This is a genomic window from Pseudomonas granadensis (assembly GCF_900105485.1).
GTDB lineage: Bacteria > Pseudomonadota > Gammaproteobacteria > Pseudomonadales > Pseudomonadaceae > Aquipseudomonas > Aquipseudomonas granadensis.
The window spans coordinates 3044253-3058839 of sequence record NZ_LT629778.1 but is presented as its reverse complement, the minus strand read 5'-3'; the positions used below and the strand labels follow the sequence as shown (position 1 = coordinate 3058839).

The 14587-nt window shown below is 59.2% G+C and carries 15 protein-coding genes and 1 pseudogene; 8 read left to right on the top strand and 8 right to left on the bottom strand.

Annotation, left to right across the window (positions count from 1 at the left end; all coding sequences use genetic code 11):
- Window positions 1-13 precede the first annotated feature (13 nt).
- Together BLU52_RS13455 and BLU52_RS13450 are read right to left on the bottom strand one after the other, a co-directional pair.
- Entirely contained in the window at window positions 14-931 is a 918-nt protein-coding gene (locus tag BLU52_RS13455) for an AraC family transcriptional regulator (RefSeq protein ID WP_090283911.1), read from the bottom strand.
- A 156-nt stretch (window positions 932-1087) separates the two neighbouring features.
- A complete protein-coding gene (locus BLU52_RS13450) occupies window positions 1088-1852 on the bottom strand; it encodes an SDR family NAD(P)-dependent oxidoreductase (protein ID WP_090283909.1) in 765 nt (254 codons plus the stop codon).
- A 240-nt stretch (window positions 1853-2092) separates the two neighbouring features.
- Between BLU52_RS13450 and BLU52_RS13445 the strand changes: the two genes are divergently transcribed.
- Both BLU52_RS13445 and BLU52_RS13440 read left to right on the top strand, forming a co-directional pair.
- The gene (locus BLU52_RS13445; protein ID WP_197677937.1) at window positions 2093-2962 is read left to right on the top strand and encodes a helix-turn-helix domain-containing protein; all 870 of its coding nucleotides are present in this window, start codon (window positions 2093-2095) and stop codon (window positions 2960-2962) included.
- A 170-nt stretch (window positions 2963-3132) separates the two neighbouring features.
- Window positions 3133-3867, top strand: a complete 735-nt coding sequence (locus BLU52_RS13440; protein ID WP_090283906.1) for an SDR family oxidoreductase — start codon at window positions 3133-3135, stop codon at window positions 3865-3867.
- Window positions 3868-3964: 97 nt separating this feature from the next.
- On the opposite strand, the gene BLU52_RS13435 is transcribed toward BLU52_RS13440, so the two are convergent.
- The 4 genes from BLU52_RS13435 to BLU52_RS13420 form a co-directional block, all read right to left on the bottom strand.
- The gene (locus BLU52_RS13435; RefSeq protein WP_090283905.1) at window positions 3965-5317 is read right to left on the bottom strand and encodes a c-type cytochrome; all 1353 of its coding nucleotides are present in this window, start codon (window positions 5315-5317) and stop codon (window positions 3965-3967) included.
- 17 nt (window positions 5318-5334) lie between these two features.
- A complete protein-coding gene (locus BLU52_RS13430) occupies window positions 5335-7590 on the bottom strand; it encodes a xanthine dehydrogenase family protein molybdopterin-binding subunit (RefSeq protein WP_090283903.1) in 2256 nt (751 codons plus the stop codon).
- On the bottom strand, window positions 7590-8045 hold the full coding sequence (locus tag BLU52_RS13425; protein ID WP_090283902.1) for a (2Fe-2S)-binding protein: 456 nt from the start codon (window positions 8043-8045) through the stop codon (window positions 7590-7592). The genes BLU52_RS13430 and BLU52_RS13425 overlap by 1 nt, the downstream gene beginning before the upstream one ends.
- Before the next feature lie 302 nt (window positions 8046-8347).
- Complete coding sequence (locus BLU52_RS13420; protein ID WP_090288551.1) at window positions 8348-9007, bottom strand: glutathione S-transferase; 660 nt, start codon at window positions 9005-9007, stop codon at window positions 8348-8350.
- A 183-nt stretch (window positions 9008-9190) separates the two neighbouring features.
- Here BLU52_RS13420 and BLU52_RS13415 point away from each other — a divergent pair, with 183 nt between their 5' ends.
- From BLU52_RS13415 to BLU52_RS13400, 5 genes are all read left to right on the top strand, one after another.
- Window positions 9191-9757 carry a TetR/AcrR family transcriptional regulator gene (locus tag BLU52_RS13415; RefSeq protein WP_090288549.1) on the top strand — a complete coding sequence of 189 codons (567 nt, stop codon included), beginning with the start codon at window positions 9191-9193 and terminating at the stop codon, window positions 9755-9757.
- 209 nt (window positions 9758-9966) lie between these two features.
- Window positions 9967-10113 carry a hypothetical protein gene (locus tag BLU52_RS26690; RefSeq protein WP_157720700.1) on the top strand — a complete coding sequence of 49 codons (147 nt, stop codon included), beginning with the start codon at window positions 9967-9969 and terminating at the stop codon, window positions 10111-10113.
- 30 nt (window positions 10114-10143) lie between these two features.
- Window positions 10144-11502 carry a DUF4041 domain-containing protein gene (locus BLU52_RS13410; protein WP_090283900.1) on the top strand — a complete coding sequence of 453 codons (1359 nt, stop codon included), beginning with the start codon at window positions 10144-10146 and terminating at the stop codon, window positions 11500-11502.
- Window positions 11503-11595: 93 nt separating this feature from the next.
- Window positions 11596-12042, top strand: a complete 447-nt coding sequence (locus BLU52_RS13405; RefSeq protein WP_090283899.1) for a hypothetical protein — start codon at window positions 11596-11598, stop codon at window positions 12040-12042.
- A gap of 72 nt (window positions 12043-12114) precedes the next feature.
- Window positions 12115-12558 carry a hypothetical protein gene (locus tag BLU52_RS13400; protein ID WP_090283897.1) on the top strand — a complete coding sequence of 148 codons (444 nt, stop codon included), beginning with the start codon at window positions 12115-12117 and terminating at the stop codon, window positions 12556-12558.
- Window positions 12559-12742: 184 nt separating this feature from the next.
- Here the strand turns inward: BLU52_RS13400 and BLU52_RS13395 are convergent, their stop codons facing one another.
- Together BLU52_RS13395 and BLU52_RS13390 are read right to left on the bottom strand one after the other, a co-directional pair.
- The gene (locus tag BLU52_RS13395; protein WP_090283895.1) at window positions 12743-13105 is read right to left on the bottom strand and encodes a DUF6124 family protein; all 363 of its coding nucleotides are present in this window, start codon (window positions 13103-13105) and stop codon (window positions 12743-12745) included.
- A gap of 372 nt (window positions 13106-13477) precedes the next feature.
- Window positions 13478-13920, bottom strand: a pseudogene (locus BLU52_RS13390) (SMP-30/gluconolactonase/LRE family protein); the annotation flags it as partial.
- A gap of 156 nt (window positions 13921-14076) precedes the next feature.
- Between BLU52_RS13390 and BLU52_RS13385 the strand changes: the two are divergent.
- Window positions 14077-14547, top strand: a complete 471-nt coding sequence (locus BLU52_RS13385; protein WP_090288547.1) for a GNAT family N-acetyltransferase — start codon at window positions 14077-14079, stop codon at window positions 14545-14547.
- Window positions 14548-14587 lie beyond the last annotated feature (40 nt).

The window sequence follows — 14587 nt, the reverse complement described above, 5'->3', positions numbered from 1 at the left end:
TGCTGTTCGTCGCTCACGCCAGGCTCCGCGCACTGCTGATATCTTTCGAGGGCGGCGAGCCGAACTGGCGGCTGTACTCACGGCTGAATTGCGAGGGGCTTTCATAGCCGACGCGATAACAGGCACTTGCCACATCCAGCCCCTCGCCGAGCATCAGCCGGCGGGCTTCCTGCAGGCGCAATTGCTTCTGGTATTGCAGCGGGCTCATCGCGGTCATCGCCTTGAAGCGGTGATGCAAGGTTGAGTTGCCGAGGTTGGCGATGCGCGCCAGTTCCTCGATGCGCAGTGGCTGGGTGTAATGGCTGTTCAGCCAGTCGATCGCCCGCGACACGCGGCGCGCTTGCGAATCACCCATGGCCAGTTCATACAGGCGACGCCCGTGGACGCCGCGCAACAGGCGGTAGTACATCTCGCGCAGGGCCAGCGGCGCGAGCATGCCGATGTCGCGCGGGGTTTCCAGCAGACGCACCAGACGCAGCATGGTTTCCAGCAGCGGCACGTCGATGGTTTCCAGAAACATCCCGCGCTCAGGCTCGTCCGGAACACCGGTCGGCGGCGCATCGGCGATCACCTGCGCAAGATCGGTGGCTTCGAAATCGAGACGGATACACAGATAAGGCGCCTCAGGGCTCGCCTGCAAGACTCGACCGGACACCGGCAACGTGACTGAGACCACCAGATAATTCAGCGGGTCGTACCGGTAGCAGTCCTCACCGAGGCCGACTTCCTTTCGCCCCTGCAAAATCAGGCACAGCGCCGGTTTGTGCACGGTGTGGATCAGCTCGGTGGGCTGGTCCATGCGAATCACATGCAGCGGCGCGATGGCGGTCTCGTAGATGCCCGGCTCGGCAAAGCGCTGGGTCAGTGCGCGGATCAGTTCAGTGCGATAGAGGGCGGTGTTTTGCAAGAGGGAAGCATCGCTCTGGTGCATAGCAAACTCTCATTAAAAATTCGGGGGCCATGGCGGTACCCGTCGCTGATCTTCAGATTACACAGCGGGGAGGGCGCAGTGTTACGCCGATACTGCCGCAGATCTGCCTGATCCTGCTGCGCGTGCCGGACATTTTCGCCTGCGCCCGTTGCCATGTCAGCCAGCGGTGACGGTTATGCCGCCATCGGCCATGACCACCGCGCCGACCATGAAACTGGCGCGGTCCGAGGCGATGAATGCGACCACTTCGGCGATTTCCTCGGGCTGCGCGGCGCGGCCGATGGGCGCGCTTTCACCGTGTTGCGCGAGGAACCCGGGACCATCGTCGACCACGTCGTTGAGAATGTTGGTCACCACATCACCGACGCCGACGGCATTGACACGAATGCCATGTTCGATCACTTCCAGGGCCAGGGTGCGTGTCAGTTGTGCCAGCGCGCCTTTCGAGGCGGTATAGGCGGCGATGGTCGGGAAGGCGAAATACGACGCATAGGACGCGATGTTGACGATCGCACCGGACTTGTTCGGGATCATCGCTTTGACCGCTTCGCGACTGTGCAGGAAAGCGGCGGTGGCGTTGACCGCTTGAATGCGCTCCCAGTCGTCGCGGGTCATGTCGACCACCAGTTTGTTGATGATGATCCCGGCGTTGTTGACCAGAATATCCAGCCGACCAAACTGCTCGACCGCCAGCGCTACCGCACGTTCGGCGGCGCCGTCTTCGGTGATGTCGGCCACCAGCGGTACCAGGCCGGGGCGGGCCAGTTCCTGCACGTCGGGGTTGAGGTCTTCGGCGATGACTTTGGCGCCACGGGCGTGCAGCAACAAGGCGATCGCCTTGCCGATGCCGCTGGCCGCGCCGGTCACCAGGGCCACTTTGCCCATCACTTCGTTTGGCGTGCTGTTGTTGATCTCGCTCATGATGTTCTCCACGTTGTGATCCAGTCAGGATTGCCTAGCCAGCAACGTTTGGCGCTGGTGTCGGCGACGGTTCAACTGTCTCGCAATGCGCGGGCGTCGACTTTCGCGGGCTTGCCGAGGCTGTCGCAGTTTTGCGCCCAATATGAGCCATGGCTGGGTTATTGTCGGGTTTTGCACCCACGAGAACAGAGGGCCCCGTTCATGGCGAATACCACTCAGATACGCATAACAGGCGAGTCCATGGCTGATTACCTGCCGGGTGAACCGCTCGCGCTGATTTCGCGGCCGCAAATCGACGATGTCGTGATTCAGCTATTCAGCCATCGCAGTATCAATGAGCCGATCACGGTGCCGGCGGTGGTAGAGCCGTTGCTGGTGTTGGTTCTGGCAGGCGCGGCGAGGGTGGAGGAACGGGCGCTGGGTGGTGAATGGGAGGCGACCGAGGTCCGCGCGGGCGACTTTTTTCTCACCCAGTCGGATGAACCCTATGAAATGCGCTGGCAGACCCACGGCGGCGAAACCTTTGAAGTCATGCACCTTTATCTGGGTTTGCCGCTGATCGAACGTGCCTCGCGCGAGCTGTCCGGGCAGGCCAACGCGCCGCTGCGTTTGCGCGATGTTTCGGGCGCGCGCGATTCGCACATCACGTTTGTCATGCAACAGTTGCGCAGCGAACTGATCGAGCAACGCACGCCCAGCGCACTGTTCGTTCAGTCGCTGGCCCAGGCGCTGGCGGTGCACCTGCTGCGCACCTATCAGGCCGAGACCCAGGCGGGGCGCCGGGTCAATGCGTTGCAGGCTTACAAACTGCGCAAAGTCACCGACGCGATGACGGCGCATCTGGACGACGAATTCAGCCTTGCAAAATTAGCCGCGCTCGCCGAGCTCAGCGAATACCACTTCAGCCGCCTGTTCAAACGTGCCACCGGTCTGGCGCCTTCGCAGTATTTCATCCGTTTGCGCATGGCCCGCGCGCGGCAATTGCTGCTCGAATCGCGGCGCAGTGTGATCGACATCGGTCTGGAGGTCGGCTATTCCAGCGCCAGTCATTTCTCGCAGGTGTTCCGCCGTGAAGTGGGCGTCACGCCCAGCGAATTTCGCGGTGCTTGAAGCGCGCCGATAAACCATCACCGCACACGCAGACACGAATAGGCAAACCTCACGCAGCTTTCGGCACGCGTCCACCGCGCCTGCGCGCTTAACCTTTTCGACGTACCCAGCCAACACCCCGCACAACGCGGCCCGGCTGACTTTCCATGCACTGAGCAGGAGAAACGGATATGTCGAACATCCACAACAAAGTCGTACTGATCACCGGCGCCAGCAGCGGTATCGGCGAAGCCGCCGCACGACTGATCGCAGCCAAAGGCGCCCACGTGGTACTCGGTGCCCGCCGCACCGAACGCCTGGAAAAACTGGTCGGCGAGATCCGCAGCGAAGGCGGCTCGGCCAGCGCCCGCGCACTCGACGTGACCGATATGAGTTCGATGCAGGCCTTTGTTGAATTCGCCAAGGCGCAGCACGGCAAGGTCGACGTGATCATCAACAACGCCGGGGTCATGCCGCTGTCACCACTGGCTGCGCTGAAGGTCGATGAATGGAACCAGATGCTCGACGTCAATGTGCGTGGCGTGCTGCACGGTATTGCCGCGGTGTTGCCGGGAATGGAAGCGCAAGGCTTCGGACAGGTCATCAATATTTCTTCGATTGGCGGCCTCGCGGTATCACCGACCGCCGCCGTGTATTGCGCAACCAAATTCGCAGTCAGGGCGATCTCCGACGGCCTGCGCCAGGAAACGGACAAGATCCGCGTGACCGTCGTATGCCCGGGCGTGGTCGAGTCCGAGCTGGCCGATTCGATTTCCGATGAGGTGGCGCGTGAGGAAATGAGAGCGTTCCGTAGCGTGGCGCTGGGTGCCGATGCGATAGCGCGAGCGCTGGTTTACGCCATTGATCAGCCTGACGATGTCGATGTCAGTGAGATTGTTGTGCGGCCGGTGGCCAGTCCGCATTGATCGGTTGAGACAAGTCGCCGGTTACAAAGCCTGTGACGTCTCATTGAAAGTAAAATGCCGGTCCCACGCGGGACCGGCAATTGCGGTCTCAGCGCTCCTAACGCATCTGCAAAATGATCGGACTGCTGCTCGCCGGATCAGTGTGTTCGCGCAGTTTGCCGACCGACGCGGCATCGACCGCGCTGGCCTGATTGCCCCAGTTACTGCGCATGAATGTCAGCACCTCGGCGATCTGCTGATCCGAGAGCTGTTCGCGGAAGGCTGGCATGCGATAGGCGTCCGGTACGCCCGCCGCGACGACCCGTTGCGAGCCGTTGAGGGTGATGTTGATCGCCGATGCCTGTTCCTTCGCCAGCGCGGAAGTGGCGCCGGCCAGCGGCGGCATCCATTCGGCCTGGCCCTTGCCGTCGACACCGTGGCAAGACGCGCAGCGCGTGACGTACGTATGCGCGCCGGGGCTGTCCAGGCTTGGCGCGGCAGACGCTTGCTGATATTGCCAGGGCGGGCCATCACGTTGCGGGTCGCCAGGCAGCGATTTCAGGTAATGGGCGATGGCGCTCAGATCCTCGTCGCTCATGAACTGCGTGGAGTTGTTGAACGCTTCGGTCATTGAGCCGTAGACCACCGCATGCCGGTTGCTCCCGGTCTTGAGGAACTGGACGATTTCCGCCTCGTTCCAGCGGCCCAGTCCGGTGTTGTGATCGTCACGCAGACTTGGCGCGTACCAGCCGTCGAGCAGTGCGCCGGCGAGGTACGGTTGGCCCGATTCATCGAGCGCTTTCTCGTTGAAGGCCAGTCCGCGTGGCGTGTGGCAACTGCCGCAATGCCCGGCGCCCTGGACCAGATAGGCGCCGCGGTTCCACTGTGCATCCTGCGAAGGTTTGCTGGCGTAAGGTTCGGCGTCGACGAACACGCCGTTCCACATCGCAATCGGCCAGCGCAGGTTCAGCGGCCAGGGGATCGAACTCTGCTGGTTGGCCTGCTTGACCGGCGCCACGCCTTTCATGAAAAACCCATACAGCGCGCGCACGTCGTCGTCACTGAGCTTGGCATACGAGGGATACGGCATCGCCGGGTACAAACGCCGACCGCCCGGCGCTACGCCATGGCGTACGGCACGGTCGAAATCGGCGAGGCTGTAGCGGCCAATCCCGGTGTCGGCGTCCGGGGTGATATTGGTCGCATGGATCACGCCCAGCGGTGTGGCCATTTCCAGGCCGCCAGCGAACGGCGCGCCGCCCGGCACGCTGTGGCAGGCGACGCAGTCGCTGAGGCGGGCGACGTATTCGCCGCGGGTGACCAGCCCGGGGTCGATGTCGGCCACGCTGAACGGTGGCTTTTCCAGGGGCGAGACAGGCTCGCGGGTGACATACCAGGCCAGCAGACCTGCCGCGATCAGACACGGCACGGCCAGCCAGCCAGCGGTTCTTGCGAATCGGCTGTTGTTCATAAACGCTCCGGCGCTGATCAGGCGAAAGTGTGGCGGCTCATGGGCAGGCTGCGAACTCGCTGCCCGGTCAGTGCGGCCACCGCGTTGGCCACGGCGGGCGCGACGGCCGGCAGTGGCGGTTCACCGATGCCGCCCATTTTTTCCCCGCTCTCGACCACCCGCACATGCACCCTGGCCATGCGCGAAGGCGCCAGGATCGGATACAGGTCGTAATTGCGCGCGCGCGGTTTGCCATCGAGCCACACGGCTTCTTCGACCAGCGTCTGTGACAGCCCCAACGCCACGGCGCCGTTGACCTGCGCCTCGACAATCGCCGGATTGACGATGCTGCCAGGATCAATCGCTTGCCAGATGTCGTGCACCTTGACCTGGCCGTTTTCGATTGACACTTCGGCAATCACGGCCGTCTCGGTGCCGAACGGCGACGCCATCGCCACACCGCGCGCACGCTGGCTGCCATCCTCGGCAGTAAACGGTCCACGCTTCCAGCCGCCCGACAACTCGGCCACCGCTTGCAGCAGGGTGGTCAGCCGAGCATTGTCCCGCAGCAAGTGCAGGCGCAAGTCGAACGGGTCCTTGCCGCCCTTGTCGGCCAGTTCGTCGAGGAACGATTCATAGAAAAAGTCGTTCAGCGAATTGCCCACCGAACGCCAGTAACCGAGCATGGCCGGGCCTTTGACGTAGATCTGCGCGATGCGCTTGTTGGCGACCGCATAGGACTTGCCCGACAAGCCTTCCAGCGCCGTCGGGTCGAGCTTTTCGCCTTGCTTGCCGGCGATGGCTTCGGTGGGGCCTTCGGTGGCGCTGATCGCTTCGATTGCCAACGGCCAGCCATCGTTGTCCAGCGCTGCGCGGAAATTGACCGCCGCCACCGGGCGCAGCACATCACGCAGGAATTCCTCTTCGCGGCTCCAGATCAGTTTGACCGGACGCCCGACAGCCTTCGCCAGCTCGATGGCCTGCGGGTACGGACTGGCCGAGTCGTAGAGAAAATGCCGACCGAAAAACCCGCCGAGCAGCGGCGAGTGCAGGGTGATTTGCCCAAGCTCGAGACCGGTGCGTTTGGCGATGTCGGCGCGATACAGGTCCGGTGCCTGATTCGGCAGCCAGACTTCCAGCGAGCCATCGGCATTGAAGCGGGCCAGCGCCGACGGCGGTTCGAGTTGCGCGTGATTGAGGTACTGGTTGTGATACGTCGCATCGACGCGGGTTTTCGCGTTGGCCAGACTCGCGGCCACGTCACCCTCGTTTTCATCGTCACGGGCCGGGCCTTTTTCCGCCGCCAGACGCTTGAAATACGCATCGCTGGAAAAATCCGCCGGCATCACGCGGACTGGGCTGTCGGCGCCTGGTTCTTGCCAGTCGACCTGAATCGCCTCGACCGCGCGTTTGGCGTGCCACCAACGCTCGGCGAGCACCGCCACAGCGCCGGGCAGACGGTGCACCGAATGCACGCCTTTCATCGCCTTGACCTGCTCTTCGTTGCGCAGATTGCCCACGGTCATGCCCAGACGCGGCGCATGCTGAACAGCGGCGTGGAGCATGTCGTCGACCGTCAGATCGATGCAGTAGAGCGCCTTGCCAGTGGACTTGTCGTAAGCGTCGATGCGCTTGACCGGTTTGCCGATCCAGCGGAACTGGCTCGGATCGCGCAGCTTGACGCTGGCCGGGTCGGGCACCGGCAAATCCATTGCGCGTTCGGCCAACTCACCGTAGGTCAGCGAGCGGCCGGATGCGGCGTGCAGCACTTTGCCCGGTTCGGTGCTGAGTTCGCTCACCGGTACGCCGAGCCGTTCGGCGCCCGCTTGCAGAAGCATGGCGCGGGCGAGGGCGCCGAGGCGGCGCATCACCGGATAGCTCATGCGCACCGACATGCTGCCGCCGGTGATGCGCATGCCGTTGTCCATCACCACATACGCCTCACCGGGCGGTGCGGCTTCGACCAGGAACGTCGCCGGATCAGCGTCGAGTTCTTCGCCGACAATCTGCGCCATCGCCGTGAAAGTGCCTTGGCCACCTTCCATGAACGGGCACATCAGGCGCACGCGGTTGTCCGGGCGAATCTCCAGAAACGCCGGCACTTGCGTACCGCGTTCGCTGGTCGTCGCAGCTGCGGCGGCGGCCATTGCGCGGGGCGCGCCGAGTGGCAGACCGAAGCCCAGCACCAGCGCACCGACGGCGGTACCGGTGAGAAAGCGGCGGCGGGAAAGGTTGATCGGCGTCGTCAGGTCAGGCAATGAGGAATGAGCGGTGGTTTCGCTGGAAACTTTCATCAGGCGTCCCTCTTGCCAGCCAGCTCATGCACGGCGGCATGAATGGCGTTGTAAGTGCCGCAGCGGCACAGATTGACCATCGCCGCCTCAATCTGCGCATCGCTCGGCGTGGGGTTGTGCTTGAGCAGCGCGGTCGCGGCCATGACCTGCCCGGACTGGCAATAACCGCATTGCGCCACTTGCAGCTCGACCCAGGTCGCGACCACACGCTTGCCCACCTCGTCGGATTCGATGGCTTCAATGGTGGTGATATCGCGGCCAACCACACCGGCCACCGGCGTGACGCACGAGCGCACCACATTGCCGTCGAGCAGCACCGAGCAGGCACCGCATTGGGCCAGGCCGCAGCCATATTTGGTGCCGGTCATGCCGAGGTCATCGCGCAACACCCAGAGGAGAGGCGTATCGGCGTCGGCATCGACCTGAACGGTCTTCTGGTTGATTCGTAGTTCCATGGGTTCACCCGCCTGATCATCGGTTGACGTGCATTTTTATAAGCATGGGCCGCAGCGCCAGTGAGCGTGTTTGTCACTGAGGTTGGCGCGCTGTGAAGTCCGCTTCGCGTGCGTGTGGGCGCGGTTGCGGTTGTTATCGGACTGTATGGCCTCGCACGAGCGTTGGGTATCCACGGCGGTGCAAGTCCAGAGGATCAGGCAAGCATTCAAGAGGATTGCGCTAGAGCGTAGGTTATTCGCTCGCAGATTGTGTCGGGAGGATTGATCATTGCCGCCCCAGAAGCGGGGCGGCAACTGTGGGTTTATCGGCGTTGCGCATCTCCGTGCTCAACCATCGCCCGCAATTGCTGCACGCTTGGCCGCGCCTGCACCCGCGCATGCCAGGCTTTCAACGCGACACATTCATCGGGCACCGGCAGATCGACCAGCGCCGCGAATATCATCCCGCCCAACACGGCAATGTCGGCCATGGAAAAATCCTCGCCGGCGACATAAGGCTGATCGCGCAGAATGTTGTCGAAGTAGCGCATGCCGCGCACAGCCTTGTCGCGCATGCGCAGGCCCCATTCGGCGTTCTGATAGAGCTCGACCTCTGGGCCAAGGCCCGGTGTGCCGTGGTGGAAGTACACGCTGACCGCGTCGAGAAATTCGATCTCGGCGCGTTTGGTCATCATGTGGATCAGGCCTTTTTCCACCGGCGTGCGGCCGGTGAGCGTCGGGTTGTCATCGAGGCTGTCGAGGTACTGAGTGATCGCCGTACACTCGGCGATCAGAGTGCCGTCCTGCAACTCCAGCAACGGCAGCGTGCCGGAGTAGTTGAGGCGCAGGAATTCAGCTTGCTTGTGCTCGCCGGTCCACAGGTTGACCGACACGAACTCGATGCGCGACAGCAGCGATTTTTCTGCCAGCGCAATGCGCACACGGGCCGGGTAGGGGCCGTTGTACCAGTCGTAAATTTTCATCATCGGCAGCGAAGCAGGGTCCATCACAGCATTGGAATCAGTCATTTCGGGTTACCTGCCTGTCATTTGGTAGGTGAGAGATTGCGACCAGTTTTGACGGGTGTCAACCCTACCTTCCAATTGGCAGGTAATCCTTCTGCGCGTACACTCCACGCCATGATCGAACGCATTGAGGACATGAAAGTGAGTGTGAACGCGCGTGAAGCGATTCTGGAGGCGGCAAAAACCGCCGCGCAGCTGCATGGCTACAGCGGCATCAATTTCCGCAGCATCGGCGAAGTGGTGGGCATCAAGAACGCCAGTATTTACTACCACTTCCCGAGCAAGGCCGATCTGGGCGCAGCCGTCGCCGAGCGCTATTGGCAGGACGCGGCGCGAGTGCTCGAAGGCATTCGCCAGGCCAATCCCGATGCGCAACGCTGCCTGACGCTGTATCCGTCGATCTTTCGCACCTCGCTGGAAAGTGGCAACCGGCTGTGCCTGGCCAGCTTCATGGCCGCCGAATATCAAGACCTTCCGGACGAGGTCAAAGCGCAGGTCAAACGGTTTGCCGAGGCGAATATCGAGTGGCTGACCGAGGTGTTGGTCAGCGCTGGTTCGGCGGATGAAGAACGCTGTAAAACGCGTGCTCGGGCGATTTACGCGGCGGTAGCTGGTGCGCAGTTGATCGCCCGCAGTCGGGGGGATATTGGGTTGTTTGATGAGTTGATTGGCAGTTATGTGGAGGCGGGGTTGATCGGCGTTTTGTGAGGCGGTTCCGTTGGCGGCGACTATAGTCTTCTGGGGAAAGCGCCCGCAGAACCTGTTTGCGGGGACCTGACCTATCGGCAGCAGTCTGGCTCCCACAGGTGCCGGAGGGGTGCCATCAACCTGGGATGCACTGTTGAAGCCTGTGGAAGCAGTCATCAACAATTTGCATGAATGGCTGTTTCGGCTCATGCTAACCTAAAGGTGGCCAAATGATGGCGCGTCACAAAAGGAAAGAAGTTTCGGCATTTGTCGCCTTCCTTCCTGACGATTCCCGCCCCGACACAAATCAAGAATTAAAGCGGCTGAATCACAACGCAGCCATGCTTCATGCTTGGAGCTGGTTTGGAATTGAATGACCATTCGGCTCAGAAACGAGGAAGGAACCCGTGTCCCTTAGCGACTATTGGAAAGGCCCCGCCCACCGGCAACGCGCGGATGAATTAGGAGGCCAGCTTGCGGATCTCCAAACGCAGTACGCGCAGCTTCAAGCGCTCTCTACGAAGATCGGCGCCATGGACGTCTTGGAGGTCCAGAAACTAATCGAGCAAGAGAAAGAGAAGCTTGCTATCGCCAGGCAAGAAATTCAGCGCGCTGAGTGGGAGGTTGCTGCGCTAGCGCAACGCTCCTCTGATTTGCAAGGGCAGATGCTCGTCTGGGAGGAAGCGCTACTGCTAGAAAGCTTTGCGCTCTATGAACCCAAGTTCAAACTAACTACCAGCCAAGAATACAAATCCCGGCTGGAAAGTGTCCGTGAGCGCCAGAAAGCGATGATCAAGGGCGGAGATGCAGCGACCGGTAACATGGACTGGACGGTCAATGACAGCAAGGCTCAAGGTCGGAAGCTCGTTAACGACATGATCAAACTGGTGATTCGTTCGTTCAACAACGAAGCCGATGTCTGTGTGGACAACGTCAAATTTGACAACGTCGAACTGGGCGAGAAACGAATTCTCAAATCCTTCGAAACCTGTAACCGCCTTGGCAAAATCATGAGTGTAGAGATATCGCACACTTATTTGAGCCTGAAGCTTGATGAACTGCACCTTGCCCAAGAGTTTCAAATAAAGAAGCAAGAGGAAAAGGAAGAAGCGAAGCGCGCTCGAGAAGAGTTGCGGGAACAACAAAAGCTTGAGCAAGAGATTCGCGCGGCCCGGGAGAAGATCGCCAAGGAGCGCAAACACTTTACGACAGCCATGCGTGACCTCCAGACTCGCCTGGAAAAAGTAAAATCCGAAGACGAGCGTGCCGCGTTGCTGGCGAAGCTAGCAGAGATTGAAGCGTGCCGAGCCGAGCTAGAGAGCGAAGAAAAACTCATTGACTATCGCGAACAGAATGCCAAAGCCGGCTATGTGTACGTGATCTCCAACCTAGGGGCGTTCGGGGAAGGAATTTACAAGATCGGTATGACGCGCCGCTTGGAACCCATGGATCGGGTCGACGAGCTGGGAGATGCGTCGGTTCCGTTTTGGTTCGACGTGCATGCGATGGTCTTTTCAAATAACGCTCCCGCATTGGAAGCAAAACTGCATGAGCGCTTTGCCGTAGGTCGCCTTAACAAGGTTAACGGGCGCAAGGAGTTCTTCCGCGCGGACATTGCTGAGATTGAGTCGGTTATTCGAGAAAACTACGACGCTGTTGTCGAGGTTATGCACGAAGCGCCGGCGGAACAGTATCGTGAAAGCCTTCGCATGGCATTGCCAAAACCTGCGATCCAGCAATCAGAACGACTTGCGGCACAAAGCTGAAATTCTGATGTGGGGACGGGGGCGGATATCTTAGAGAACAGATCCCTCTCCTTTACTCCAAAATATTTCTTAAACAGCACGGATTAAGCGCTTATGAAAGGTGACCGGAATCGCCAGCCCATAAAGACGGACTATACGAATGCCTTAGGGCAAGCTGCATTTTGTTTCTCTATCTGCGAATGGAACGTAGTTTGGAGCTGTGAAAAAATCAAACCTGGGGCACTAGGGAAGATCGTAGATGAGGAGCTTACTGCGGGACAAATTGCGAAACGCTTCATCGATTTAGTGCGCAATATGCCGAAGTCGGAGGCTCGTCATGAGCTCACCACCGTCGCCCTGGACTTTGCAGGTTTAGTGCAAGCTCGAAATGAGATACTTCATGGCAAACCGTGCACCGGGCCGAATGGCGAAGCCCGTTTGAGCTCTAAGAAAGTTCTCGAGATAGAAGACCTCGAAAACGCGGTCGACTCGTTTAGCGATTGCAGTATCAGAGTGAACGGCCTCCTCCATGGATTTCTTAAGACGTATGTTCCAGCATAATTGCTGCAAATTGCTTTCCAGGAATCGCTTTTTTCGAGCGTACCGTTCCCTGTTCTCTTTGTAAGATAAGATATGAAAATATTAAAGAAACTCTTCGGTTCAAAGAAAGATAACCTTACCCAGCTTGAAATCTCCTCTATGCCCGCGGATTTGCTAGGGAAGCTTGTTGCGGTGGGGTGTACTACGCCAAAGCATTGCTATGCGAATTGTTTGTACGCAGTTACCAATCATCTGTTAGCAGAGAAGTATGTGCTTTGCTATGTGGAGATACAGAGTGGTGAGAAGCTGGGGCATGCCTTGATTAAAATAGGCGATAATTATTACGATCCAACCTTGGAGCCCCAAAATGTGAGGGCAGTAAAATATTGGCTTCATACTGAATTCTCCAAGGAGGAGGTTCGTGATTTTGTACTGGCCCAGCACAAGGATGTAATCAAAATTGGTAACGGTATAGAGATTTACCCTCCATCATTAACGGTGGACGGCAAGATTGTTTGCGAAGAAATAAGACCCTAAAGTGTGATGAGTTTGATGGAAAACTGAAGACACTAGAGCTGTTCGCCGTCTGTAATTATTGAGCTGTGAAGAGGGCGTTCTGGTCATGTGTTATCGCTAGGATGCTTCTGCCGAAAAGTAGATGCATCACGCAATAAGGACCCTTCGTGGCAACAGCCCAACCGTTGCCACAAAGGCCCACCCATCAATCCACCGGCACAACATTATCCAGCGCTTGATTCACCGCCAGTTCCCCCAGCATCACCACCTGCGCAATCCCTTGCAGCGTCTTGCGTGTCGGGCCTTCGACGGTGCCGATGACGTTAGCCAGCATCACCGAGGCTGAGCCCAGCGATTCGGTGGCATTGACCAGTAATTCTTCTGTTGCGGTTTCAGGGTTGGCGCGAAACATCGTACTGGGTTGGTAAGGCGTCGCCATGATCTGGTCGGCGGGTTTGAGGTAGTGGTCGAGGGCGCGTTCGGCGGCCTCGTGGAATTTCTTTGAGTCGGGTGATTCGTAGGGCGAAACTGAATCGGTTTCTGGCGGGTTGGGTGTGACCTTGAACATGAATGACACTCCTGGGAAACGATTAGGAGCCATCACGATTCGCTACCAAACGAAAGGTGGCGGCCATGCACAGGTTGGTAGACCGGCCCAGGAGCCCGGCGCGTCCGAGGACGCCCTACGCATGGCCACCATAAAGCGAAGATCAAAAAGACGATCTTTGCGAGAGGTGCGCAATGCGCCTGGGGATGCCGGGCTACCAAACCCGATCACTGTTTTCAGTGACCAGCAAACGATAGAACCCGCGTCCCAGACGCACAAGCCGGCGGATTCTGGCGTAGTCGTAGGCAATGGCGCAAGACGTTGTAGCTTCGCGCCGGTAACGCAGCGTGTCGCTTAAACGGTAGCGCAAATTATCTAAACGCGGCGTTTCTACTACCCAAACGTAGCACCCCGCTTATTCACAAACAGCGAAGAAATCGAGTGATTGCTGACCACGAACAACCCGTTGCCTTCGCGCCCGCCGAAGCACAGGTTCGGGCAGCGCTCGGGCAGTGGAATGTGTCCGATGGCCTTGCCCTTCGGATTGAACACGCGCACGCCGTCGAGTTTTTCCAGGTCGGCTTTCGTGTCGCCGTTGCCGCCCCAGCCGCCCCACAGGTTGCCGGCTTCGTCGCACTTGATGCCGTCGATGGCGGCGTAGTCCAGGCCTTCGATGTGCTTGCGGCGTTCGCCCAGTGTGCCGTCGTCCTTCACCGCAATCGTCCAGATCAGGCGGTTGAGTTTGGCGCGTAGAGGGCTTTTTTATTGGGAGAAAAGCACAGGCCGCTGAGGTCGTCGATCACTCGGGTGACTTTTTTGCTCTCGCCGTCGATGCGCTACACGGCGTGGGGTTGGTAAAAATAATAGTCCAGGGACAACCCTTCATTCACATTTGCGACGGGCGCCTGAGTTTTGGACGGTGACGCCAAACTGGGCCCTGCGGATCAGGCTTTCTATACTGGCCTTCCAGGATGATAAATAGAGCGCAAAATATGCCCAAGCAAAATTCCCCAGTCACTTTGGTCTTGGCTAAACAAAGCGACCTGGACAATCTCATAGCCATCCGCATTGAGGCTATGCGCGAAAGTCTGGAGCGTGTTGGGCGATTCGATCCGGTGCGTGCGCGTGAGCGGTTTCTTAGTGGTTTTGAAGCTCGCAATACGCACTACATCGAGGTATCTGGAGAGAAGGTTGGTTTTGTAGTGGTCAAGCATCACCACAATGAAATCTTGCTCGACCACTTATATGTGAGACCGAGCGCGCAAGGATCGGGTATAGGCTCTGTCGTTCTCACTCAGATTTTCAAAGTGGCGGATGCGGCTGCTCTTCCCATCAAAGTTGGAGCTCTCAAAGAAAGCGCTTCGAATCGCTTTTATATCCGCCATGGCTTCGAGTTCGTCGAAAGCAGTGAATTCGACAATTATTACGTCCGTCAGAGCGTTCCGGCGGGTGACACGCGCTAACTCGGCGATAACGCAATACATGAATATCAGCGTGATGAGC